The sequence below is a fragment of the Arthrobacter sp. D2-10 genome (genome assembly GCF_054161285.1).
Genome location: NZ_CP096431.1, coordinates 2,186,630 through 2,208,346, shown reverse-complemented (window position 1 = coordinate 2,208,346; position 21,717 = coordinate 2,186,630). Strand labels below are relative to the sequence as shown.

The following is a 21,717-nucleotide window of genomic DNA, read 5'->3' as shown; positions in this document are numbered from 1 at the left end:
GGATCAGCGGCGACGCCGTTAGAACAAGCGGGAATCGACGTCGTCCACGCCGCGCATCGCATCGTAATCGAGGGTGAGGCAGTCGATGCCGCGATCCTGAGCGAGTACCCGTGCCTGGGGCTTGATCTGCTGCGCCGCAAACACGCCCTTGACCGGAGCCATGAGGGGGTCGCGATTGAGCAACTCCAGGTACCGGGTCAACTGCTCCACCCCGTCGATGTCGCCCCGACGCTTCAATTCGATGGCCACAGTACGGCCCTGTCCGTCCCTGGCGAGAATATCGACCGGCCCGATAGCAGTCATGTATTCACGGCGGATGAGTGAATAGCCATCCCCGAGGAGAGAGATCTGCTCGGCGAGCAGGCGCTGCAGGTCAGCTTCGACGCCGTCCTTGACCAGTCCGGGGTCCACTCCGAGGTCATGGGAACTTTCGTGAAGTAGTTCGTGAATGCTGATGACCAGGCGGTCATCACTCTTGGCATGCTGAACGTTCCAGGTCTCGGTCACGCCAAGCTCGATGTCCTCGGCCGCGGGCTCGACAATGCGGAGGGTGGCAGGCGGGCTCATCCAGTTCAACGGCTTGTAGGAGCCGCCGTCGGAATGCACCAGCACCGATCCATCGGCTTTGACCATCAGGAGCCGGGTGGCGAGCGGAAGGTGGGCGCGAAGGCGACCGATGTAATCGACTGAGCAGCGGGCTATGACTAAACGCACCCTTGGCACTTTACCGGCCCGTCGCTGGTTTCCTGATCATCGAGCACTCGGTGCAGACTGGTTCCATGCCCCGATCCAACCAGCCGCGCAAGCCCCGCGGACAGCCGCGCCGCAAGTGGGCCGACGCCCCGGAACTGGATCTTGAGAGGGCGCGCGCCGGCATCCCGACGAGGGAGTCTGCGCCCGACGGCGTGTGGTCGGTGAGGATCATCACTGAACAGAACGCCGCGAAGCACTACCTGTGCCCCGGTTGCCACCGCGACATTCCGCCCGGCGTCGCGCATCTGGTGGCGTGGCAGGAAGATTCCCTGTTCGGAGCTGAAACGGCGCTTGCGGACCGGCGCCACTGGCATCTGACGTGCTGGCGCACCCGACGCTCCGGATAGCCAGGCCCTCGCCGTTACCGCGACCGACCGCGCTCCATCGGTAGACTCGACCAGATGACAAGCGCAGAGCCGGCCTACCAGTTTTCCGACAGCCCCGAACCCACGAGGATCCGTCCGGGCACCGTTCTGCCGGCAATCCGGCGCAACATTGAGCTCACCACGGCGGACGGCAAGACGCTGGTGGGGGAGTTCGCCGCACCCGAGGGCAAGACGCCGGCGGCCACGCTCGTGACGCTGCACCCACTGCCCACGGCCGGCGGATTCATGGACTCCCACGTCTACCGCAAGGCCTCGTTCCGGCTTCCCGCGATGGCAGACATCGCGGTCCTCCGGTTCAACACCAGGGGAACCTGTTCCCCGCGCGGCTGCAGCGACGGCGAGTTCGACGGCGGCGGGCTGGAACGGCACGATCTCGAAGCTGCCGTGCACTGGGCGGTCAACGAGGGACTGACCAACGTGTGGCTGGTCGGCTGGAGTTTCGGCACCGAGCTGTGCCTGAAGTATGGCGCGCGCGAACCGGTCGCCGAGCTGATCGAGGGTGCAGTGCTGCTCTCCCCGCCACTCCACCGCGCGGTCGACGCGGACCTTGACTCCTGGGCTGCAGCGGAGCTTCCGCTGCATGTCCTCGTACCGGAGCACGATGATTACCTGCAGCCCCCGGAAGCCGCCGAGCGTTTCGCTAGGATTCCGCAGGCCAAGGTGGTGGGCGTCGACGGGGCGAAGCATCTCTGGGTGGGGGAGAAGTTCGTGAGCCGGGTGCTGGAGGAGATTGCGGGCGTCGTACTCTCGCGGCCGGTGACCCTCCCGACTGAATGGGACGGACGGGCGGCAAGCGCCGACTAACGGTTGATCAGCCGTGGTTACTGGTTGTCCTGGCGCGCGATGAAGACCTCTTTGAGGAGCAGCATCGCACCCGCCGCCAGGGGGATGGCAATGAGCGCGCCAAGCACGCCCAGCAGGGTTCCGCCCGCGATCACCGCGATGACGGCGACCGCGCCCGGTACTGCGACTGCCTTCTGCATGATGCGCGGCGAAATGAAGTAGGCCTCCACCTGCAGATAGGCCACATACAGCACCGCGAACAGGGCCGCGGTCTGCCAGCTCACCGTCAGCGCCACGAGGCTGACGACGACGGCGGCAATCACCGCGCCGACCAACGGAATGAACGCCAGCATCGCGACGATAAATGCGAGCAGCACGGAGAATGGAACGTCCGCGATCGACATGAAGATGAACGCGAAGGAGGCGTTCAGAAGGGCGACGCAGGCCTGGCCGATCACGTAGTTGCCGACGCTGCGGGTGATTTCTTCCGAGAGCCTCTCAACACGGGCGCGCCGGGATCGCGGGGCAAGGCGGTAGGCCCACTTCTTCATCGCGGGCAGCGACGCAAGGAAGTACAGGGTCAGGACGAGGATCACGAGGACGCCGAACAGGCTGTTGAGGATGACGGTTCCAACTCCCAGAACCCCGCCGAAGATGCCGCCCACCGCTTCGGAGTCGGCGAAGAACCTGTTCACTTCGTCGGTGACGCGCTCGCGCACCTCGAATTGCTGGTCCACAGTCTGGAAGAAGTCGGACGCGAGGAAGTCCCGGGCATAGCCGGGCGCACGCTCCACGAGCTGGGTCGTCTGCGAAACGATCGTGGGAATCAGGACCGCGAAGAAACCGACGATGATCCCCACGAGCATGAGCAGGGCGAGGAAGATGCCGGCGGGGCGCGGAACGCCTCTGCCTTCCAGCCACCGCACGATCGGGTCGAGCCCGAGTGCAATGAAGAGTGCGGCACCGATCCAGACAAGCAGCTGGCCGACGTTGGTGATCATGAAGTACGCCAGGAGCGCCAGCCCGGCACCGACACTGGCCATGAAACCGAAATGGATGGGGTGCTGCCGCATCGAGCGCGGCTGTGGGCCGCCGAACTTCAAGCGCTCATCGCTGATGCTGACGGATTCGTCGACTGGAATGTCGTCGCTGCGCTCAGGCGGAAACTCGAAACGCGGGCGGGGCTGCGCGACCGGAACCATGTGCCGCAACCGGGTCACGGCGAAGCCGAGACCCCGGCGCCGGACCTGCGGGCGGGCCGGCGCAGCTTCCCCTGCGTCGGCCGGCTCAGGCTGCGTCTGGTCCACTGACGACGCCGGACGCGGCAGAGGTTCGCCGACCGGCACGTCCTCGTGTTCACTCACGTAAGATCCGCTTTCCTTTGCGTATCGGTCCGGGCAGGGCCGGTTGCATGACTAGCGAAACAGTAACAGGACCGCACCGCCCGCCGTCGGACGGTCGAGGTGCGCCCGCTGCGGCCGACAGGTTCTACCGAGACTTCTTCGTTACCATGGGGTCTAGTCCCTTCCGCCCGGTCACCGGGCTTGACCCAACCAACGTTAGGTTCTCGAGTGCGCTTTCCTTTTGCTGTTCCCGTCATGGTGATCGGCACGCTGCTGGTATTGCTGGGAATCGGCCAGCTCACGTGGTGGGCGCCGCCCGCCACTGTGACTGTTGCGGTTCCGGCAGATGCCCCGAGCGGCCCGGTCACCGTCATTGACGCCGGTGCGAAGGAAGCAGATGCCGAGGACATCGACATCACGGTGGAGTCGGAGGGCGCTTTCACGCTCGCAGTGGGCAGGGCGTCCGACGTCGATGCCTGGGTGGGTGAGGCTGCCCACCTGACCATCACCGGCGTAGGCGAGAATGAGCTTCAGACTGAGTTCGCCGAAGGTGAAGACACGGTTCCCAACCCCAGCGGTGCGGACCTGTGGACGAGCGAGGAGACCGCCGAAGGCACCCTGACTCACCGCTGGCTCGATCCGGGAGAGGGCGAATGGTCCATCCTCATTGCCGCCGACGGCGAAGCGCCCGCACCAACCGCGATCTCAGTCACGAGCCCCAATGACACTGCCACACCCTGGGCTGTTCCACTGATCATTCTTGGCGCCCTGCTCTTGGTTCTCGGTATCGCGCTGCTGTTCGTCAGACCTCGTCGAAGCCGCCGTGAAGCCGTCGCTGCCGGAACCCGGGCGCATACGCGGCAGCAGAACCGTCGTCGCAACAACGGGCATTCTTTCGCCGTCCATACGGTCCGTCCGTGGTCGGTCCTGGGTCTTGCCGCCGTGCTCGGATTGTCGGGAACGGCAGTGAGTGCCGCATCGGAAACAGAATCAGCGCCGCCGGTTGAATCCGCTGCGCCGGCCGAGGGGACATCCGGGGAACAGTACCCAGTGATCCTCGACAGCCAGCTCGACCGGATCCTCGCCTCGGTCGCCACTGCAGTGACAGAGGCCGACGCCGCCGCTGATGCGACGCTCCTCGAATCGCGTGTCGCGGACGCAGCCGCCACGTTGCGCAGCGCCAATTATTCAGTCCGCTCAACGGCGGACGAGGTGCCCGCGCCGACGCCGGTAGCAGCCGATCCGGTCCTCACCACGATGATTCCCACCGGAAGCGACTGGCCCCGGACGGTCGTTGCCCTGACGCAGGGCGATGCCAGCCCGGTGCCCCAGGCCCTGGTGCTGGTGCAGGAGGATCCGCGGTCGAACTACAGGCTTACCTCGTCCATCCAGATGTTGCCGGGCACCACCTTCCCCACGGCAGGGTCCCCAGAGGGTCTCAGTGAGTTGGCAGCGGATGCAGGCGAGGAGCTCGTGGCTTCCCCCGAAGACGCAGTCGCGGCTATCGCTGACTACCTGACCAGCCCGGACGGTGGGAACGCGGCCACCTTCGAACCGAATTCCTTTGCGGATGCGATCACATCATTCCAGTCCGATGTCGTTGCGGACGCAGGCAATGACTCGGCCGAGATTACCTTTACGCATGAGCCGGTGGCCGAGTACACCAAGGCAATCTCCACCGGTGACGGGGGAGCTATGGTGTTCGGTTACCTTGACCATACCTACAGCAGCATTCCCGAAGGACCGGGTGACTCGATCGCCCTCGAGGGAACGGTCTACGAGACACTCACCGGCGAGGAATCAACGGAGGACGGCATCGACGTCCGTTATGGGGAAGCCGTCATGATGTATGTTCCCGCCGCAGGCAGTGACCAAAAGATCACCGTGATCGGAGCAGCCCAGCAGTTGCTGTCCGCCGAGCTCCGCTAAGGAACAAGACTGCTGCAATTTCCTTTGCCCATCGATATTGCCCCAGTAATAAGGTGACAACATGACGATTCCCAATACACCCGGCGGCGCTGCGCCGTCGTCGATGAACCTCCGCGGAGCAGTCGACCTCTCCGCATTGAAAGCCCGTGCCCAGGCCCAGGCGTCAAGCGCCCCGACTGCTGCCCAGGGCGCCGGGGGCGCCGCGAGCCCGGGTGCCGGGAGTGCACCCGCCGGCGGCAGCCCCTACATTGTCGACGTCACCGAGCAGGTGTTTCCGCAGCTCGTGCAGCTCTCCGCGCAGGTGCCGGTGATTGTCGCCCTCGGCGCATCCTGGAGCGACCAGTCGTCGCAAGTCCTCTCCGCTCTCGAATCGATCGCTGTGGAGCAGGCGGGCCGGGTATTGCTCGCACGGGTCGACTTCGAAACGCAGCCGGGAATCGCGCAGGCGTTCCAGGCGCAGGGGGTTCCCACCGTCGTCGGTATCCTCAAGGGACAGCCTGTACCGCTGTTCGAGGGAGCACTCCCGGAAGCGCAGATCCGAACCTATGTGGATGAGTTGCTGAAGGTCGCACAGGCCAACGGCGTGAGCGGTTCGTTGAACGATGCGCCAGGGGCCGGCCCGGCCGCCGGTGAACCGGCAGAGGAACCGCTTCCCCCGCATCACCAGGAGGCGTTCGACGCCATCGAAGCAGGGGACTACGCAACTGCTGCCGCGGCCTACCGCAAGGCGCTCGCCGAGCAGCCGGCCGATGCTGATGCAAAGGCGGGACTCGCCCAGGTGCAGCTCATGCAGCGCCTCCAGGATGCCGACGCCACGTCCCTGCGCACAGCGGCGGCGGACGCTCCTGACTCGGTTGAGGCGCAGCTTGCCGTCGCTGATCTTGACCTGTCCGGTGGGCATGTTGAGGATGCGTTCGCACGCCTCACCACTTTTATTGCGCGATCCTCCGGCGAGGACCGGGAGACGGCGCGCGTCCGTCTCCTCGAACTGTTCGATATTGTCGGCCCAACCGACCCTCGGGTGAACAAGGCACGCAGCGCCCTCGCCAGAGCTCTGTTCTAGCCTCAACCGGGTCCCGCTGCGCAGGGCAGCACCGGACTATCCCGCTGTGAAGCAGGGGTTTTTCGTCCTTTTGGATGAGGGGCGGACACCGGCTCCGTTGTTAGCGTTGACGCATGACCTCGCAGCCTGTTTCCTCACCCGCGCATGCCCCGGAACCGCAGAAGCAGAAGCAATCCGCCAGCGCCGATGCGGCGGCCGGGCGACCGGCAATTGCCCTGAGGGGACTGGCCAAGCGTTTCGGCGACAAAATTGCTGTCAACGGCATTGACCTCGATGTGCCGACCGGATCGTTTTACGGCCTGGTCGGACCGAACGGCGCAGGCAAGACCACAACCTTGTCCATGGCCACGGGCCTGCTTCGTCCTGACTACGGCCAGGCCTGGGTGAACGGGGTCGATGTCTGGCAGAATCCGCTCGAGGCCAAGAGGCTCATGGGGATCCTGCCCGATGGCGTCCGGCTCTTCGACCGGTTGACCGGTGAACAGCTGGTGACGTATGCAGGCCTGCTGCGCGGGATGGACCGCGGCGAGGTTGCAGAGCGGGTTGCGGACCTGCTCAAGGCGTTGGACCTGGCAGACGACGCCGGGACCCTCGTGGTGGACTACTCAGCCGGCATGACGAAGAAAATCGCGCTCGCCTCTGCTCTCGTGCATGCGCCGAGGCTGCTGGTGCTGGATGAGCCGTTCGAATCGGTCGATCCTGTGTCTGCGGCGAATATCCGCGACATCCTCGCCACCTACGTGCACTCCGGTGGAACAGTAATCGTCTCGAGCCATGTCATGGACCTGGTTCAGCGGATGTGCGACCACGTTGCGGTCATCGCGGCGGGGACCGTTCTGGCCGCCGGAACAGTCGACGCTGTGCGCGGTGATGCGAGCCTCGAAGACCGGTTCGTGGAGCTCGTCGGCGGCCGGAACACAGCGGAGGGGCTGTCGTGGTTGCGCACCTCCTGAAACTCAAGCTCCTCCTCCTGCGCAACTCACTCCGCCGAAGCACCTGGCAGCTTGTCGGCGTCATCCTCGGGGGCCTGTACGGATTGGGCCTGTTGGGGCTGGTCGTCGCGGGCCTGGTAACCCTCGGTACTTTGGATCTGGAGCTCGTGCGGACCGTTGTGGTGCTGGGTGGGTCGGCTGCCGTGCTGGGCTGGTTGGTAATCCCGCTCGTGGTCTCCGGGGTGGACATGACGCTGGATCCCGCCCGCTTCGTCACCTTCGCCGTGCCCATGCGCCAACTCATGACGGGCCTTGCGCTTGGCGGGGTCATCGGCATCCCCGGCATCGTTACGCTGATCGCGCTCCTGACCCTGGCCGTCACCTGGATCCGCCATCCCGTTGCAGCCCTCGCGGCGATCGTGTGTGCTGCCGGTGCAATCCTTCTGTGCGTGGTCGGTTCCCGTTTGATTACGACGGCGGGCGCCGCCCTCGCGTCGTCACGTCGGTTCAAGGACCTCAGCTCCACCGTGGCGATCATCCCGCTGGTCTTGCTCGGCCCCATCTTCGCCGGCATCACGGCAGGATTCCAGAATTCCCCGGGGTTCGCCGGTGAGCTGGCACATATCCTCGCCTGGACACCGTTGGGCGTCTTCCTCGCCGTTCCTGCGGACCTGGCTGTGGGAGAGTGGCCTACTGCTCTGGCACGCTTTGCAATCGGGGTCGGCACCATATGCGTGATGGCGTTCCTGTGGCAGAAGAGCCTCAGTCACGCCCTGGTCACGCCGCCGCACAATGCAGTGACCCGCAAGGGGGCAGGCGACCTCGGTTTGTTCTCACGCTTCCCGGCGTCACCCACCGGCGCCGTCGCTGCCCGGGCCCTGACCTACTGGATGCGGGATCCGAGGTATGCAGCATCAGTGATCCTGGTGCCGCTGCTGCCGATTCTTCTCTGGTTCATCAGCGGTGAGTCAGGTGACCTGGCTCTGCTGAACTATCTCGGTCCGATCACTGCATTCCTGCTTGCCTGGTCCATCTCGGCGGATATCTCCTACGACAACACCGCCTTCTGGATCCACCTTTCGGCCGGGTTGAGCGGAAAGGCCGACCGCGCTGGACGGGCGCTTGCCCTGATGGTCTTTGCGACGCCCGTGGTACTCGTTTTCACTGTCGTTCCGCTTATAGTGAGCGGCTCACTAGCTGACCTTCCCATGATGCTCGGGCTCAGCGCCGGCGCGCTCCTGACCGGTGCGGGCTTCTCCAGCGTCCTGTCGGCCCGCTATACCTACAACGTCCCGCTTCCGGGGGAGAGTCCGTTCAAGACACCCCCGGGAACCGGCTTTTCCATGCTCGCCATCCAGTTCGTTGGCTGGGTGGTCCTGGCGGTGCTCCTGCTGCCTGAGCTCGGGTTCGCGATTGCGTATCTTGTGACCGGGAACGCCGTGTTCGGCTGGCTGACGCTGCTTACAGGGTTGGTCCTGGGGGCCGGGGCGCTGATCGGAGGTATACGGCTCGGCGGTGCCTGGTATGACAAACGGGGCGCGGAACTGCTGCAGGCGGTCAGCGTCAACAAGTGAGTCCCGGTCGGAGCTCTTCATCGGCAGTAGGATGGATCCATGAGTACGCCAGCAGACCCCTTTGACGACAGTCCCTACGGTTCGCCTGGAGACTCCGGTACGTCCACGGCCACGATTGAGCGCGAAGAACTGCGCGAGGAGCTGGAACCTGGCGACCGGGAGCGGTTCGCCCACTACGTGCGCAAAGAGAAGATCATGGAGTCGGCCCTCTCCGGAGAGCCCGTCATTGCGCTCTGCGGCAAGGTGTGGACCCCCGGAAGGGATCCGGAGAAGTTTCCGGTGTGCCCAACGTGCAAGGAAATTTACAATTCAATGCGTCCCGGAGATAAGTCCTAGGGATACCGCATGACAGAACGTCCGCCGGGCAGGGCCCGGCGGACGTTTGCGCGCTCGTGAGGAAGCCATGTCACAATCCGAGGCTTTGCCGCGCGGCGGAGCAATGTCCGCATCGCTGAGGCCCCTGACCATCGGGGTTATCGCAATCATCACGTGCGCCGCGTTCGAGGCGATGGCGGTGGTCACGGCGATGCCCTCAGTCGCTCAAGAACTCGACGGCGTTTCCAGTTACGGGCTCGCGTTCTCGATGTACCTCACCGCGTCGCTGCTGGGCAGCGTCCTGGGCGGTATCTGGTGTGACCGGCGGGGGCCGCGTCCCGCGTTGGCTGCCGGCCTTGCACTGATGGTCGCCGGGCTGGCGGTGTCCGGTAGCGCGCCGGCTTTCTGGCTGATGACCTTCGGTCGGGCAGTGTCAGGCCTTGGGGGCGGCTTCATGATCGTTGCTGTCTACGTGATCATCGCCAAGGCTTACCCGCAGCGGATGCAGCCGGTTGTGTTCGGCTGGCTGGCGGCGGCGTGGGTAGTGCCCTCCCTGATTGGACCGTACGTCTCAGGCGTGCTGGCCGAACAGGCGAGCTGGCGCTGGGTCTTTCTCGGGGTTGCTCCCGTTGTGGTTGCCGCATTTCTGTTGGTCTGGCCGCGAACGGCCAGCCTGCGCGTGACCGCCGCCCGTGAACCACTTGACGCCCCGGCGCGAAGGAACGCCGCGACCGGGGTCCTGCTTGCCGGAGGGGTCTTCGCTGCACAGTACGCGCTGACGAAGATTGCTGCCGATGGTTTTGCCGATCCAGTTTCTGCCTGGCTCCTCGTTGCATTGGGAGTAGCCGGCTTCGCAGTTGCCGCCGTTGCTTTCCCTCGTCTCCTGCCTACCGGTACCGTGCGTCTCGCGCCCGGACTGCCGAGCGTCATTGCCACCCGCGGGTTGCTGACCGTCGCATTCTTCGGCGCAGAAGCCTTTGTTCCGCTGATGCTTGTCTCCGCCCGAGGCCTGGACGCCTCGACCGCTGGTTTGGCCCTCAGCGCTGCCGCCATCGGGTGGAGCGCAGGCTCCTTCGTGCAGGCGAGGGTGAGTTTCCGTCGCCAGTGGCTGCTCGTCATTGGCTCCACCCTCCTGTCCCTGTGCATCGGCGGTCTCGCCCTCGCCGCGGCGGCCGAGGTCCCCTTCTGGGTTCTCGTGCTCGTATGGCTTGCCGCCGGCTTTGCCATGGGACTGACGCTTTCCAGCACCTCGGTTCTCGTCCTGAAGCTGTCAGCGCCGCACGAGCAGGGGCGCAATTCGGCGGCGCTGCAGCTCTCGGACCAATTGGGAGGTGTCATAGGAACGGCGGGCGCCGGAGGGTTGTTCGCCCTCCTGCGGGACCCCGATGCACCCGGACAGGTGTCCGTGTTTGTTGCAATCTGGTTGGCTCTGTGCGTCTTTGCGGTAGTCGGTATAGTGGCCGGGTTGAGGGCCGCCCGCGGTGACCGGGAACCCCTTGCCGCAACAACAGATCCAGGAAAGGTGCCGTCCCAAGAGTGAGCAATAACGCACTGTTCGGAGCCGGCCAGACCCTTCCTCCCGCGTACCCGGAGCGTGCTGCCTGGGGCACTGCACCCAAGCTTCGACAGTGGCAGGAAGAGGCCCTCGCGAAGTATTTCGCGAACTCTCCCCAGGACTTCCTGGCTGTCGCGACGCCCGGCGCCGGTAAGACCACCTTCGCCCTGCGTGTCGCCACCGAACTGGTTGACCGGCGCATCGTGAATCGCATCGTCGTCGTGGCCCCTACCGACCACCTCAAGCGGCAGTGGTCAGACGCCGCAGCCCGCGTCGGCCTTTCGATCGACCCGAACTTCCGTAACGCGGACGGCCGGCATGGTGAGGGCTTCATCGGTGTCGCTGTGACCTACGCCCAGGTCGCCAGCAAGCCGATGCTGCACCGGGCGAAGACCGAGGCGGCGAAGACGCTGGTGATCCTGGACGAGATCCACCACGGCGGCGACGCACTGTCGTGGGGCGACGGTATCCGCGAAGCGTTCGAACCCGCAACCCGGAGGCTAGCCCTCACCGGTACCCCATTCCGCTCTGACACCGCGGCGATCCCTTTCGTGGAATACGCCGAGGACGCCGACGGTATCCGCCGGTCCCGGTCGGACTACACCTACGGCTATGGCGATGCCCTCCGGGACCACGTGGTCCGCCCGGTGATCTTCATGGCGTACTCGGGCCAGATGCGCTGGCGCACTAGCGCGGGCGAGGAAATGGCGGCGTCGCTGGGCGAAGCGGCCGTCACGAAGGACATCACGGCCCAGGCCTGGCGGACCGCCCTGAACCCGAACGGCGAATGGATCCCCGCTGTGCTCGCGGCTGCCGACCGGCGCCTTACTGAGGTTCGCCGGGCTGTTCCTGACGCCGGTGGTCTGGTGATCGCAACTGACCACGACGACGCCCGCGCGTACGCCGGACAGCTCAAGAAGATCACCGGTGAGTCACCCACTGTCATTCTCTCGGATGATGCCAAGGCCTCCGGAAAGATTGAGGAATTCTCGGCGGGCGAGACCCGCTGGATGGTCGCAGTCCGCATGGTGTCCGAGGGTGTCGACGTCCCCCGGCTGGCGGTGGGCGTGTACGCCACCTCCACTGCCACCCCACTGTTCTTCGCTCAGGCGGTGGGCCGGTTTGTACGTGCCCGACGGCGGGGAGAGACGGCGTCGGTCTTCCTGCCGTCGGTGCCCAACCTGATGATGCTGGCCAACCAGCTGGAGGTGGAGCGCGATCATGCGCTCGATCGTCCGGATAATAACGAGGACGGCTTCGCGCCCGAAGAGGCCCTCATGGAAGCCGCCAACCGGGAGGAGAAGGCCTCCGGCGAGCTGATGAAGCAGAAGTTCGAAGCGCTTGAGTCGCAGGCGGCGTTTGACCGCGTCCTGTTCGACGGAGGCGAGTTCGGCACGGGCGGCGAGATGGGCAGCGAAGAGGAGCTCGACTTCCTCGGGATTCCAGGCCTGCTCGACGCGGACCAGGTGGGTGTGCTGCTGAGGCAGCGCCAGCAGGAACAGCAATCACGACGACGACGGCCGGTCGCCGCCCACGAGCCGGCGGCGCCGGAAGTCGTCGATCACCGCCAGCTCACGGAACTGCGCGGGCAGCTCGCCAAGAACGTGTCGGCCTGGTCGGCCCGGTCCGGGATGCCCCATGGCGTCGTTCACACTGAACTCCGCAAGGCCTGCGGCGGTCCGGCCGTGGCCCAAGCCAACGAGGAACAGCTTCGGCGCAGGTTGAAGAAGCTGCAGGACTGGTTCATCGGCCGCTGACCGCCAGGCCGCTGTAGAGCAAGCCGCTGACGCCTAGGCCGCTGTGGAGCAGGTTGAGTTGGACCCCGCCTGGTTCAGCCTACGAGGTCGACGCCGGCGTCCTCCAACTCGGCAAGCACCTCGCTGAGGCGGTCGGGGTGCACCGGACGGGTGTAGTCGACCAGCAGGCGCGTGGTGTAGCCGGCGCCCACGGCATCCAGGGCGGTGGCCCGCACACAGTAATCGGCAGCCAGACCTGCAATAGCCACTTCGTCCACTTCGTGGTCGCGCAGCCAGTCATCGAGCGAGACGGCGTCATCGGCAGTGACGGGTACGGCTGCGGCCAGTTTCTGCTCACCCGTTGGCACGAGGTCTTCGGGCGCGAGAACGCCCTCGAATCCGGAATATGCGGCCTCGTACTGTCCTTTCCGGAAGACTGCGTCGAGTCCTTCCGTGTCCAGATTCGGGTGGAACTGGGCGCCGGGCCGGTCGGCCACGCAGTGAACCGGCCAGGAGTCAACAAAGTCCGGATTGTCGGAAAAGTGCGAGCCCGGATCGATATGCCAGTCCTGGGTGGCGACGACGTAGTCGTAGTGGTCCCCCTGCGCGTCAAGGTAGTCACTGAGCGCCTGGGCGACCTCCGCCCCGCCCCTCACGGCAAGGGAGCCGCCCTCACAGAAGTCGTTCTGCACGTCGACGATGATCAGCGCCCGTGTCATTCGGACTCCTCCTCGAATTCGGTGGGAATCGCGGGCTCGCCGCGCTGGAGCCTCATCACTGATCCAGGCAGCTCGGCCATGGTCTCGCGGTGGCGTTCGACGGCGCGCTGCACGCCCTCGGGTCCGGTCCATCCGGGCAGGACTTCACCGTCGGCCACGAACTGCTGCAGCAGGGGGCGGTCATTGCCGTCGTCGTACGGGTGGCTACCGATGCCGATGACTTCCGCCACGGCGGTGCCGGACTCGTTGAGACGGCGCAGGGCGTACTTGCGGCCGCCCACCGACGCCTTGTTCTTGGCGGCCTTGGCCACTGAAACGAATTCGCCGTCGTCGTCCGTCCTGCTCACCAGCTTGTACACCATCCCTGCGGTCGGCGCGCCCGAGCCGGTCACGAGGGACGTGCCGACTCCGTAGGAATCCACGGGTGCGGAGGCAAGGAGGCCGATAGCGTACTCATCGAGGTCGGAGGTGACCACGATGCGTGTCTGGTGATTGCCGAGGTCGTCAAGCAGCTGCCGCACCCAGCGGGCCTGCTCGACGAGGTCGCCGGAGTCGAGCCGTACCGCACCAAGGTCCGGACCGCCGGCCGCGACAGCGTTGCGGACACCCTGCTCGACGTCGTACGTATCCACGAGCAGTGAGGTTCCCTTACCGAGGGCGGCAACCTGCGCGGCGAAGGCCTCCGGCTCGGAGTCGTGGAGCAGCGTGAAGGAGTGCGCTGCCGTGCCGACGGTGCGGATTCCGTAGCGGCGTCCCGCTTCGAGGTTGGAGGTGCTGGCGAAACCGCCGATGATGGCTGCGCGTGCGGCTGCCACCGCGGATTCCTCCTGGGTGCGCCGCGAGCCCATCTCGATGCAGGGCCGCGTTCCGGCGGCACCGGTCATGCGGGAGGCAGCGGACGCGATGGCGCTGTCGTGGTTGAGGACGGAGAGCAGGTAGGTCTCAAGGATGCAGGCCTCCGCGAAGCTGCCCTCGACGATGAGGATGGGGGAGGAGGGGAAGTAGGCTTCACCCTCTGCGTACCCCCAGATATTGCCGGTGAATCGGAAATCGGAGAGCCAGCCGAGCGTGGCGTCATCGACGACTCCGGCAGCGGAAAGCGCGTCCAGCTGGGCCTGTTCGAAGCGGAAATGCCTCAACCCCTCCAGCAAGCGGCCGGTGCCGGCCACGATACCGTAGCGGCGGCCCTCCGGCAGGCGTCGGGTGAAGACTTCGAAGACTGACTTGCGGTGCGCGGCTCCCGAATGGAGGGAGGCCTGCAGCATGGTCAGCTCATAGTGATCCGTGTAAAGAGCGGAGTTCGGGTGCTGCCAGGTTCGGTGTGGGCTCACAGGAAAACTCTAGCCCTGCAGTTGCTGCGTGAGTACCGCGATGGCGCCGTGAGCGGAACAGCCAGTGGCGGCGAGGTGGGGCGGCGGGGTGGGCGGCGGAGTGGAGCGGGCGGGACGGACGGGCCTGCCAACCTACAATGGGGACCATGAGTGTTGGCGTTGTTCCCGAAACCCATCAGGCTGAGGAAACGGAAGAGGACTCGCTGACCAGCAGCGATGTTCCGTGGGTGGTCATCGTCTGGAATGACCCGGTGAACCTGATGAGCTACGTGACCTACGTCTTCCAGACCTACTTCGGTTACAGCGAGGCGAAGGCCCGCACCCTCATGCTCGAGGTGCACGAGCAAGGCAGATCGGTGGTCTCCACGGGATCGCGTGAACAGGCCGAACGGGACACCGTGGCGATGCACTCGTACGGCCTGTGGGCCACTTTCCAGACAGCGGACGCGTAGGGAGCGGCAGTGGCCAGGGCATTTCGTAAGACACGGCGCGGTATCACCGGGGAGTTCGAATCCGGGGAGGTGAGGCTGCTGCGGCGGCTATTCGCCGACGTCGTGCAGCTGCTTGAGCCGGAGAAGCGGGAGAACGAGGATCCGCTGGCCGCACTGGTGGGCCTCGACCTGGAAGCGGTGAAGCCGGATGACAGCGCGGTGATCCGTCTGCTTCCGGATGCAGTGAGGAACGACGACGGCGAGGCGCTCGAATTCCGGCGCCTCACCGAGCGCTCGCTACGGGAGGAGAAAGTCAGTGCCCTGCGCGGCGCGGCGCTTCTGCTGGAGAACACGCAGGTGGTCCTGAACAACGACCAGGCCCAGGTGCTGGCCCGCGCGCTCAACGACGTGCGGCTGGTGCTGGCCGACCGCCTGGACATCACATCCGAGGAGGATGCGGCACGGCTGCATGAGATCTCCGATCTCGAGGACGCCGAGGATCTCGAGTCCTACCTGGCCCTCGTCTATAACTTCGTGACCTGGGTGCAGGAGGGGCTGATGCAGGCGCTTCTCGCCTCTGTCGATGCTTCCGACTAACCGCTGTCGAGCGGCCGCAGGCCGAGCGGACATCTCTGCACTGTGATTAAGGCCACGCCGCGCCGCTTAGCCAACCGGTGCGGTGCGTCCTATCCTCAGAGGATCATGAGTTCGAACACTGCCGCAGCTGAGGCTGCCGAGCTGGCCGCTCTGAGGTCCACTGAAGCACCCATTGGGATCTTCGATTCGGGAGTCGGGGGCCTTACCGTGGCGCGGGCCGTTATCGACCAGCTTCCCCACGAATCGGTGATGTACGTCGGAGACACCGCACATGCGCCCTACGGTCCGTTGCCCATTGCGCAGGTGAGGGCCTACGCGCTGGGTGTGATGGACGAACTGGTGGACTCGGGAGTGAAGCTCCTCGTCATTGCCTGTAATTCGGCGTCGGCCGCGGTGCTCCGCGACGCCCGGGAGCGCTACACCGCGCGCTACGGCATACCCGTCATCGAGGTGATCCAGCCGGCGGTGCGGCGCGCGGTCGCATCCACACGGACCGGACGCATCGGCGTCATCGGCACCAGCGCTACCGTGGGCTCGCGCGCCTATGAGGACACCTTTGCCGCTGCCCCCCATCTGGAGATTTTTTCCGCAGCCTGTCCCGAGTTCGTCGACTATGTGGAGGCGGGTGTCACGGCGGGGTCCGACGTGCTGGAAACCGCCGCCCGCTATCTCCGCCCTCTGCAGGAGGCCGACGTCGACACCCTGGTTCTCGGGTGCACGCACTATCCGCTCCTTACGGGCGTGATTTCCTACGTCATGGGAGATTCGGTGACCCTCGTCTCGAGCGCGGAGGAAACTGCGAAGGACGTCTACCGCGCCCTCGTATCGCATGATCTGCTGCGCAAGGGCCCGGGCCAGCCCCGGCACCATTTCGTCGCGACGGGGAACGCCGCCCGCTTCGAGGAACTCGCACGGCGCTTCCTCGGTCCGGAAGTGCTGAGCGTGGAGCATGTTGACCACGTCTCAGCCCAGTATCCGACAGGGAGTATGGCCCGGATCACGCCGGAGATGATTGCGTCGGCGCGAGCGGATGTGGGCGCGGGCGGGAACCGCCTCGCATGAAGCTGACCATCGTCGGGTGCAGCGGATCCTTCCCGGGTCCGCAATCACCGGCCTCCTGTTACCTCGTGACGCTGCAGGAGGACGGCAAGACGTGGCGGATTCTGCTGGATCTCGGTAATGGGTCGCTCGGCGCCCTCCAGCGCTACATGGACCTGAGGGATATCGACGCTGTCCTGTTGAGTCACCTTCACCCCGATCACTGCATGGACCTGTGCGGACTGCATGTGGCAGTGCACTGGGACCCGGAGGGGTGGAACCAGCCCCGGATTCCCGTCTGGGGGCCCGCTGCGACCGCAGACCGCATGGCCACCGCATACGGCCTTGACCTGGATCCGGGCATGCACGAGGACTTTGAGTTCCGGGCCTGGTCACCGCGCACGCCCGTGCAGGTAGGGCCCTTCACCATCACGCCCTTCCCGGTACTGCATCCTGTGGATGAGGCCTACGCCCTCCGCGTTGAAGTGGCCGATTCCGAGGCGCCGGGCGGCAAGCGTGTCCTGACCTATTCGGGCGACACCGATGCTTGTGACGGGCTCATCGAGGCCGCCGCGGACTCCAATATCTTCCTGTGTGAGGCAGCCTTCCATGAGGGCAGGGATGACGCCGTCCGCGGCGTCCACCTGACCGGTAAGCGTGCGGGCGATGTGGCCTCAGCCGCCGCATCACACCGGCTGCTGCTGACTCACCTGCCCGTCTGGAATGACGCAGTCCGGACCATGGAAGAGGCACGCAGCAGCTATACGGGAGACGTTGCCGTAGCTGTTGCCGGAGTTTCATACCTGGTCTGACGACGGCGGACCGCCCCGCGGGATCGAATCGCCCGCGCGGAAGGCCTCTGGCAGACTGGATCCCATGACTTCCCCATCCTCCGCCGGGCAGGCTTCCGCGTCCACCTCTCGTTCCGCATCCGGAAGCGAGGTTGTCCGTGCCGACGGTCGTGCTCCGGACCAGCTCAGGAACATCAGCATCACGCGCGGCTGGTCGAACCAGGCGGAGGGTTCAGCGCTCATCGAATTCGGCAACACCAGGGTGCTGTGCACCGCGTCACTCACTACAGGCGTTCCCCGCTGGCTCAAGGGCGAGGGTAAGGGGTGGGTGACGGCTGAGTACGCCATGCTGCCCCGCGCCACCAACACCCGCTCGGACCGCGAATCGGTGAAGGGACGGATCGGCGGGCGCACCCACGAGATCTCCCGGCTGATCGGCCGGTCACTCCGATCGATCATTGACACGCGCGCGCTGGGAGAGAACACCATCGTGCTCGACTGCGACGTTCTCCAGGCCGACGGAGGCACCCGCACCGCTGCGATCACCGGTGCCTATGTGGCGCTCGCCGAAGCGATCCGCTACGCGAAGGAGCATGGAATCATTCCGGCGTCTTCCCGCCCGCTGACCGATACCGTTGCAGCGGTAAGCGTCGGCATCATCGACGGGGTGCCGATGCTCGACCTGCCCTATGTGGAAGACGTCCGCGCAGAGACCGACATGAACGTCGTCGTGACCGGAAGCGGGAGCTTCGTTGAGGTCCAGGGGACCGCCGAGGGCGCCCCCTTCGACCGGTCGGAACTTGATGCACTCCTTGACCTGGCACTGCTCGGTACAGCGCAGCTTGCACAGATTCAGCGGGAGACTCTGGGGGAGGCGGCCGGTGCCTGAGGACACACCGCCGGCCCGGGCGCGGCTGGTACTCGCCACACGCAATGCCGGGAAGCTGCGTGAACTTCGTGCGTTGCTGCGTGGCAAGGTGCCGGGCCTCGATGTCGACACGCAGGTAATCGATGCAGCTGCCGCGGGCGCCCCCGATGTTGTGGAGAGCGGCACAACCTTCGAGGAGAACGCGCTGCTCAAGGCACGGGCCGTTGCCGAGGCCACGGGCATCCCGGCGGTCGCGGATGACTCCGGTCTTGCCGTTGACGTCCTCGGCGGCGCTCCCGGTATCTTCTCGGCCCGCTGGGCAGGCCGCCATGGTGATGACTCGGCGAATCTCGATCTCCTGCTGAACCAGCTGTCGGATATTCCGGCGGACCGGCGAGCCGCGCAGTTTGTCTGTGCCGCAGCTCTTGCGGTACCGGGCGGGACCGACGTCGTCAAACGTGGGGAATTGGCCGGCACTCTGCTGAGTGAGCCGCGCGGCGAGGGGGGATTTGGTTATGATCCCGTGCTGCAGCCGCTCGGCGCGGAGCGCAGCTGCGCCGAACTGACGGCCGAGGAGAAAAACGCCATCAGTCACCGTGCCAAAGCGTTCGAGGAACTTCTGCCGTCAATCGTCGACGTCCTGCGCTGACCGGTGGGAGGAGCGCCTGCGGCCCCCTGCTCTTTCGGCGTGCACAGTTCAATAGGGCAGACTTAACCGGGATATGAGAACAGACGTGAAGAACTTGCCCCTGCAGACCGGAAACGAATCCACACTCGGAGGTGTCGCTGATTGGGCTGTTGCCATGATGGAGACCATCGGGGCGCCCGGCGCCGGTCTGGCCATCGCACTGGAGAACCTCTTCCCGCCTCTCCCCAGTGAGGTCATCCTTCCGCTGGCCGGATTTACAGCGAGCAGGGGAGACTTCACTCTGTTCGAAGCCCTCTTCTGGACCACAGCGGGCTCCGTTGTGGGTGCCTATCTGCTCTATATGCTCGGCGTTCTGCTCGGGCGGCAGCGGATGCGACGCCTCGTGGCCAAGGTCCCGCTGGTGGACCTTGAGGACGTTGACAGCGTCGAGGCGTGGTTCAACCGACACGGTTACAAGGCGGTGTTCTTTGGCCGTATGGTCCCGATCTTCCGCAGCCTCGTATCAATTCCGGCAGGCATCGAACGAATGCCCGTGTGGAAATTCCTGGGTCTCACGCTGGCCGGAAGCCTCATCTGGAACTCCATCTTCGTGCTGGCCGGCTACTACCTCGGCGAGAACTGGCATCTGGTGGAGCAGTACGCGGACATCTTCCAAAAACTGGTGATTGCCGCCGTCGTGCTGGTGATGGCGTTCTTCGTCGTCAATAAGGTGCGGAAGGTCCGACGCAAGCGCGAAGCCTCATAGCGCCAGCAGTCCTGGGTGACCCCGGGCATCCTGTACTACTCCTTCTCCAGGGGCGATAACTCTTTCCTCTCAACTGCTTGTTGACTTTGACCCGCCGGGTTGTATGGTTAGTTACATGAGTGATGAACCAATCAAGCGGGCAACCGCCGTGGCCGTGGTTGGTGAAGCAACGTGTTGACCGATGATGGTCGGCCGATCTTTCTCCAGATCGCTGAACGCATCGAAAGCGACATCATCGACGGGACGCTGGCAGAGGAGTCTCAGGTGCCGTCCACCAACGAATTCGCGGCCTTCTACCGCATTAACCCGGCGACTGCAGCCAAAGGTGTCAACAGGCTCGTCGACGACGGAATTCTGTACAAGCAACGGGGAATCGGCATGTTCGTATCCACAGGAGCGCGAACCGTGCTGATGCAGCGCCGACGTGAGAAGTTCTTCGACCGGTACGTGCAGCCGCTCACGCGGGAGGCGCGCAAGCTGGGCATCGAACCGGACGAACTTGCAGAAATGATCAGGCAGGGCGAGCACGCCCTCCAGGGGGGAGCACAGTGAATACCATCATCGAGGTCAACGACCTCACCAAGAAGTACAGGAAGTCGGAGGCTCTGCGGGGGGTCAACCTCGCACTGCAGCCGGACCGCATCTACGGCCTTCTCGGCCGCAACGGTGCAGGAAAAACCACCCTGATGTCCATCCTCACCGCGCAGGGGTTCGCATCGTCCGGGGAGGTGCGGGTATTCGGTGAGCACCCCTACGAGAACGAGCGCGTCCTCAACCGCATCTGCTTCATCCGCGAATCCCAGAAGTACCCGGACTCCTTCACGGCCGAGCATGCCTTCAGGTCCGCGGCGCTTTTCTTCGCCAACTGGAATCAAGAGTTGGCGGACCGGCTGGCAGCAGACTTTCAGCTACCGCTACGCCGTACCATCAAGAAGCTCTCCCGCGGGCAGCTCTCAGCAGTCGGCGTGATCATTGGACTGGCATCGCGCGCGGAGATCACCTTCTTCGACGAGCCGTACCTGGGGCTGGACGCCGTCGCACGCCAACTCTTCTACGACCGGCTGGTTGAGGACTACTCGCGGCATCCGCGCACGGTCGTACTCTCATCCCATCTGATCGATGAAGTCGCCAACCTGCTGGAGCACGTGATTGTGATCGACCAGGGCCGGATCATCATGGACGACGACGCCGACACGATCAGAGGATCGGCTTTCACCGTAGTGGGATCCGCCGACAAGGTGTGGAGCTTCCTCGGTGACCGTGAAATCGTACATACGGACAACTTCGCTTCCCTGGCGTCGGTAACGGCACTCGGCCCATTGACCGCAAACGAAACCCGCGCTGCCGCCGAACTTGGCCTTGAGCTGGCGCCCGTTTCACTGCAACAACTCATAGTCCGTAAAACCATGTCCGCGTCGTCGGCAGCATCTGGTGCCACGAACCGATCCTTCTCGGAGGCGGCACGATGAACCGCGTCATCAATGTCATGCGGATGCAATTGACCAATCGGTGGGTCTTCATCGGGATTCCGCTCATTATTGTGGCTGCCTCCTTCCTGCTCACCCTGGTCATCTGGTCCCTTGTCCCGGAGCAGGGACGCTACTCCGGTGGCGCTCAGGCAGTAATGTGGTACTTCTTTGCGCTCGGCATCCAGTCCCTGACCCTCACCTTTCCCTTCTCGCAGGGGCTCAGCATCACACGGCGGACATTCTTTTTCGGAACCATCGCGCTCTTCTCGATCATTGCCCTCATCACCTCAGTCTCGTACTACCTGCTGGGCCTCCTCGAGCAGGCAACAGGCGGATGGGGTGTCAACGGCCGGTTCTTCGCGTTGGAATGGATTGCAGGCGGCCCGTGGTTCCATCCCATCGCCTTCTACTTCGCGGTCATGATGGCGCTGTTCCTCATCGGTTTCTGGGCAGCCACCATCTACAAGCGCTGGCAGGCCACAGGGCTGCTATCGGCGGGTATCAGCGTTGCACTGGTGCTGGTAGGAACGCTCTACCTGATCGGGTCCCGGCAGGCCTGGGGTCAGGTTGGAGCTTTTCTTGGAGCACAGTCGCAGCTTGATGTCGCCGGGTGGCTCGCGGTGCTCGCTGTTGTGCTGGCGGGCGGTTCCTTCCTGACATTGCGCCGCACCGAGCCGTAACTGGTTTCACACAGGCAGCGGAGGCGCCAC

23 protein-coding genes are annotated in these 21,717 nt (G+C 64.9%); 19 read left to right on the top strand and 4 right to left on the bottom strand.

Annotated features, from left to right (window positions below):
* Positions 1-18 precede the first annotated feature (18 nt).
* Positions 19-714 (bottom strand): endonuclease NucS, encoded by a 696-nt coding sequence (gene nucS, locus M1D74_RS10280; protein ID WP_309072214.1) that lies wholly within the window; start codon positions 712-714, stop codon positions 19-21.
* Positions 715-779: 65 nt separating this feature from the next.
* Between nucS and M1D74_RS10275 the strand changes: the two genes are divergently transcribed.
* Both M1D74_RS10275 and M1D74_RS10270 read left to right on the top strand, forming a co-directional pair.
* Positions 780-1,100, top strand: coding sequence for a hypothetical protein (locus M1D74_RS10275; RefSeq protein ID WP_458115257.1), 321 nt, complete (start codon positions 780-782; stop codon positions 1,098-1,100).
* Positions 1,101-1,154: 54 nt separating this feature from the next.
* Positions 1,155-1,943 (top strand): alpha/beta hydrolase, encoded by a 789-nt coding sequence (locus M1D74_RS10270; RefSeq protein WP_458115256.1) that lies wholly within the window; start codon positions 1,155-1,157, stop codon positions 1,941-1,943.
* A 17-nt stretch (positions 1,944-1,960) separates the two neighbouring features.
* On the opposite strand, the gene M1D74_RS10265 is transcribed toward M1D74_RS10270, so the two are convergent.
* Positions 1,961-3,286: an AI-2E family transporter gene (locus tag M1D74_RS10265; protein WP_375164846.1), complete on the bottom strand. Its 1,326-nt coding sequence runs from the start codon at positions 3,284-3,286 to the stop codon at positions 1,961-1,963.
* A 207-nt stretch (positions 3,287-3,493) separates the two neighbouring features.
* Here M1D74_RS10265 and M1D74_RS10260 point away from each other — a divergent pair, with 207 nt between their 5' ends.
* The 7 genes from M1D74_RS10260 to M1D74_RS10230 all read left to right on the top strand — a co-directional run bounded on the left by M1D74_RS10260 (position 3,494) and on the right by M1D74_RS10230 (position 12,390).
* Entirely contained in the window at positions 3,494-5,194 is a 1,701-nt protein-coding gene (locus tag M1D74_RS10260) for a hypothetical protein (RefSeq protein WP_458115255.1), read from the top strand.
* A gap of 61 nt (positions 5,195-5,255) precedes the next feature.
* Positions 5,256-6,257, top strand: coding sequence for a tetratricopeptide repeat protein (locus M1D74_RS10255; protein WP_309123911.1), 1,002 nt, complete (start codon positions 5,256-5,258; stop codon positions 6,255-6,257).
* Between the two features lie 113 nt (positions 6,258-6,370).
* On the top strand, positions 6,371-7,210 hold the full coding sequence (locus M1D74_RS10250; protein WP_458115254.1) for an ABC transporter ATP-binding protein: 840 nt from the start codon (positions 6,371-6,373) through the stop codon (positions 7,208-7,210).
* Positions 7,192-8,763, top strand: coding sequence for a transporter (locus M1D74_RS10245; RefSeq protein WP_458115253.1), 1,572 nt, complete (start codon positions 7,192-7,194; stop codon positions 8,761-8,763). The genes M1D74_RS10250 and M1D74_RS10245 overlap by 19 nt, the downstream gene beginning before the upstream one ends.
* Positions 8,764-8,802: 39 nt before the next feature.
* On the top strand, positions 8,803-9,099 hold the full coding sequence (locus tag M1D74_RS10240) for a DUF3039 domain-containing protein (RefSeq protein ID WP_309072207.1): 297 nt from the start codon (positions 8,803-8,805) through the stop codon (positions 9,097-9,099).
* A 67-nt stretch (positions 9,100-9,166) separates the two neighbouring features.
* On the top strand, positions 9,167-10,618 hold the full coding sequence (locus M1D74_RS10235) for an MFS transporter (protein WP_458115252.1): 1,452 nt from the start codon (positions 9,167-9,169) through the stop codon (positions 10,616-10,618).
* A complete protein-coding gene (locus tag M1D74_RS10230; protein ID WP_309123909.1) occupies positions 10,615-12,390 on the top strand; it encodes a DEAD/DEAH box helicase in 1,776 nt (591 codons plus the stop codon). The genes M1D74_RS10235 and M1D74_RS10230 overlap by 4 nt, the downstream gene beginning before the upstream one ends.
* A 74-nt stretch (positions 12,391-12,464) precedes the next feature.
* Here the strand turns inward: M1D74_RS10230 and M1D74_RS10225 are convergent, their stop codons facing one another.
* Both M1D74_RS10225 and M1D74_RS10220 read right to left on the bottom strand, forming a co-directional pair.
* Positions 12,465-13,088, bottom strand: coding sequence for an isochorismatase family protein (locus M1D74_RS10225; protein WP_309071080.1), 624 nt, complete (start codon positions 13,086-13,088; stop codon positions 12,465-12,467).
* A complete protein-coding gene (locus M1D74_RS10220) occupies positions 13,085-14,353 on the bottom strand; it encodes a nicotinate phosphoribosyltransferase (RefSeq protein ID WP_458117173.1) in 1,269 nt (422 codons plus the stop codon). The genes M1D74_RS10225 and M1D74_RS10220 overlap by 4 nt, the downstream gene beginning before the upstream one ends.
* Positions 14,354-14,565: 212 nt before the next feature.
* Between M1D74_RS10220 and clpS the strand changes: the two genes are divergently transcribed.
* The 10 genes from clpS (at position 14,566) to M1D74_RS10170 (ending at position 21,687) form a co-directional block, all read left to right on the top strand.
* Positions 14,566-14,871, top strand: a complete 306-nt coding sequence (clpS, locus tag M1D74_RS10215) for an ATP-dependent Clp protease adapter ClpS (protein WP_309071082.1) — start codon at positions 14,566-14,568, stop codon at positions 14,869-14,871.
* 9 nt (positions 14,872-14,880) lie between these two features.
* The gene (locus tag M1D74_RS10210) at positions 14,881-15,447 is read left to right on the top strand and encodes a DUF2017 domain-containing protein (protein ID WP_309071083.1); all 567 of its coding nucleotides are present in this window, start codon (positions 14,881-14,883) and stop codon (positions 15,445-15,447) included.
* A gap of 105 nt (positions 15,448-15,552) precedes the next feature.
* Positions 15,553-16,509 carry a glutamate racemase gene (gene murI, locus M1D74_RS10205; protein WP_458115251.1) on the top strand — a complete coding sequence of 319 codons (957 nt, stop codon included), beginning with the start codon at positions 15,553-15,555 and terminating at the stop codon, positions 16,507-16,509.
* Entirely contained in the window at positions 16,506-17,297 is a 792-nt protein-coding gene (locus M1D74_RS10200; protein WP_309071085.1) for an MBL fold metallo-hydrolase, read from the top strand. The genes murI and M1D74_RS10200 overlap by 4 nt, the downstream gene beginning before the upstream one ends.
* Before the next feature lie 64 nt (positions 17,298-17,361).
* Complete coding sequence (gene rph, locus M1D74_RS10195; RefSeq protein ID WP_309071086.1) at positions 17,362-18,165, top strand: ribonuclease PH; 804 nt, start codon at positions 17,362-17,364, stop codon at positions 18,163-18,165.
* Complete coding sequence (gene rdgB / locus M1D74_RS10190; protein WP_458115250.1) at positions 18,158-18,793, top strand: RdgB/HAM1 family non-canonical purine NTP pyrophosphatase; 636 nt, start codon at positions 18,158-18,160, stop codon at positions 18,791-18,793. The genes rph and rdgB overlap by 8 nt, the downstream gene beginning before the upstream one ends.
* Before the next feature lie 85 nt (positions 18,794-18,878).
* On the top strand, positions 18,879-19,538 hold the full coding sequence (locus tag M1D74_RS10185; RefSeq protein ID WP_309071088.1) for a DedA family protein: 660 nt from the start codon (positions 18,879-18,881) through the stop codon (positions 19,536-19,538).
* Positions 19,539-19,712: 174 nt separating this feature from the next.
* Complete coding sequence (locus M1D74_RS10180) at positions 19,713-20,090, top strand: GntR family transcriptional regulator (RefSeq protein WP_458117172.1); 378 nt, start codon at positions 19,713-19,715, stop codon at positions 20,088-20,090.
* Complete coding sequence (locus M1D74_RS10175) at positions 20,087-21,007, top strand: ABC transporter ATP-binding protein (RefSeq protein WP_458115249.1); 921 nt, start codon at positions 20,087-20,089, stop codon at positions 21,005-21,007. The genes M1D74_RS10180 and M1D74_RS10175 overlap by 4 nt, the downstream gene beginning before the upstream one ends.
* Complete coding sequence (locus M1D74_RS10170; protein WP_309071090.1) at positions 21,004-21,687, top strand: hypothetical protein; 684 nt, start codon at positions 21,004-21,006, stop codon at positions 21,685-21,687. The genes M1D74_RS10175 and M1D74_RS10170 overlap by 4 nt, the downstream gene beginning before the upstream one ends.
* Positions 21,688-21,717 lie beyond the last annotated feature (30 nt).

Coding starts and splice junctions, on each gene's coding strand:
- M1D74_RS10275 (WP_458115257.1), top strand. CDS start 780: ATGCCCCGATCCAACCAGCCGCGCAAGCCCCGCGGACAGCCGCGCCGC.
- M1D74_RS10270 (WP_458115256.1), top strand. CDS start 1,155: ATGACAAGCGCAGAGCCGGCCTACCAGTTTTCCGACAGCCCCGAACCC.
- M1D74_RS10255 (WP_309123911.1), top strand. CDS start 5,256: ATGACGATTCCCAATACACCCGGCGGCGCTGCGCCGTCGTCGATGAAC.
- M1D74_RS10250 (WP_458115254.1), top strand. CDS start 6,371: ATGACCTCGCAGCCTGTTTCCTCACCCGCGCATGCCCCGGAACCGCAG.
- M1D74_RS10240 (WP_309072207.1), top strand. CDS start 8,803: ATGAGTACGCCAGCAGACCCCTTTGACGACAGTCCCTACGGTTCGCCT.
- M1D74_RS10235 (WP_458115252.1), top strand. CDS start 9,167: ATGTCACAATCCGAGGCTTTGCCGCGCGGCGGAGCAATGTCCGCATCG.
- M1D74_RS10225 (WP_309071080.1), bottom strand. CDS start 13,088: ATGACACGGGCGCTGATCATCGTCGACGTGCAGAACGACTTCTGTGAG.
- M1D74_RS10220 (WP_458117173.1), bottom strand. CDS start 14,353: ATGCTGCAGGCCTCCCTCCATTCGGGAGCCGCGCACCGCAAGTCAGTC.
- clpS (WP_309071082.1), top strand. CDS start 14,566: ATGAGTGTTGGCGTTGTTCCCGAAACCCATCAGGCTGAGGAAACGGAA.
- murI (WP_458115251.1), top strand. CDS start 15,553: ATGAGTTCGAACACTGCCGCAGCTGAGGCTGCCGAGCTGGCCGCTCTG.
- M1D74_RS10200 (WP_309071085.1), top strand. CDS start 16,506: ATGAAGCTGACCATCGTCGGGTGCAGCGGATCCTTCCCGGGTCCGCAA.
- rph (WP_309071086.1), top strand. CDS start 17,362: ATGACTTCCCCATCCTCCGCCGGGCAGGCTTCCGCGTCCACCTCTCGT.
- M1D74_RS10170 (WP_309071090.1), top strand. CDS start 21,004: ATGAACCGCGTCATCAATGTCATGCGGATGCAATTGACCAATCGGTGG.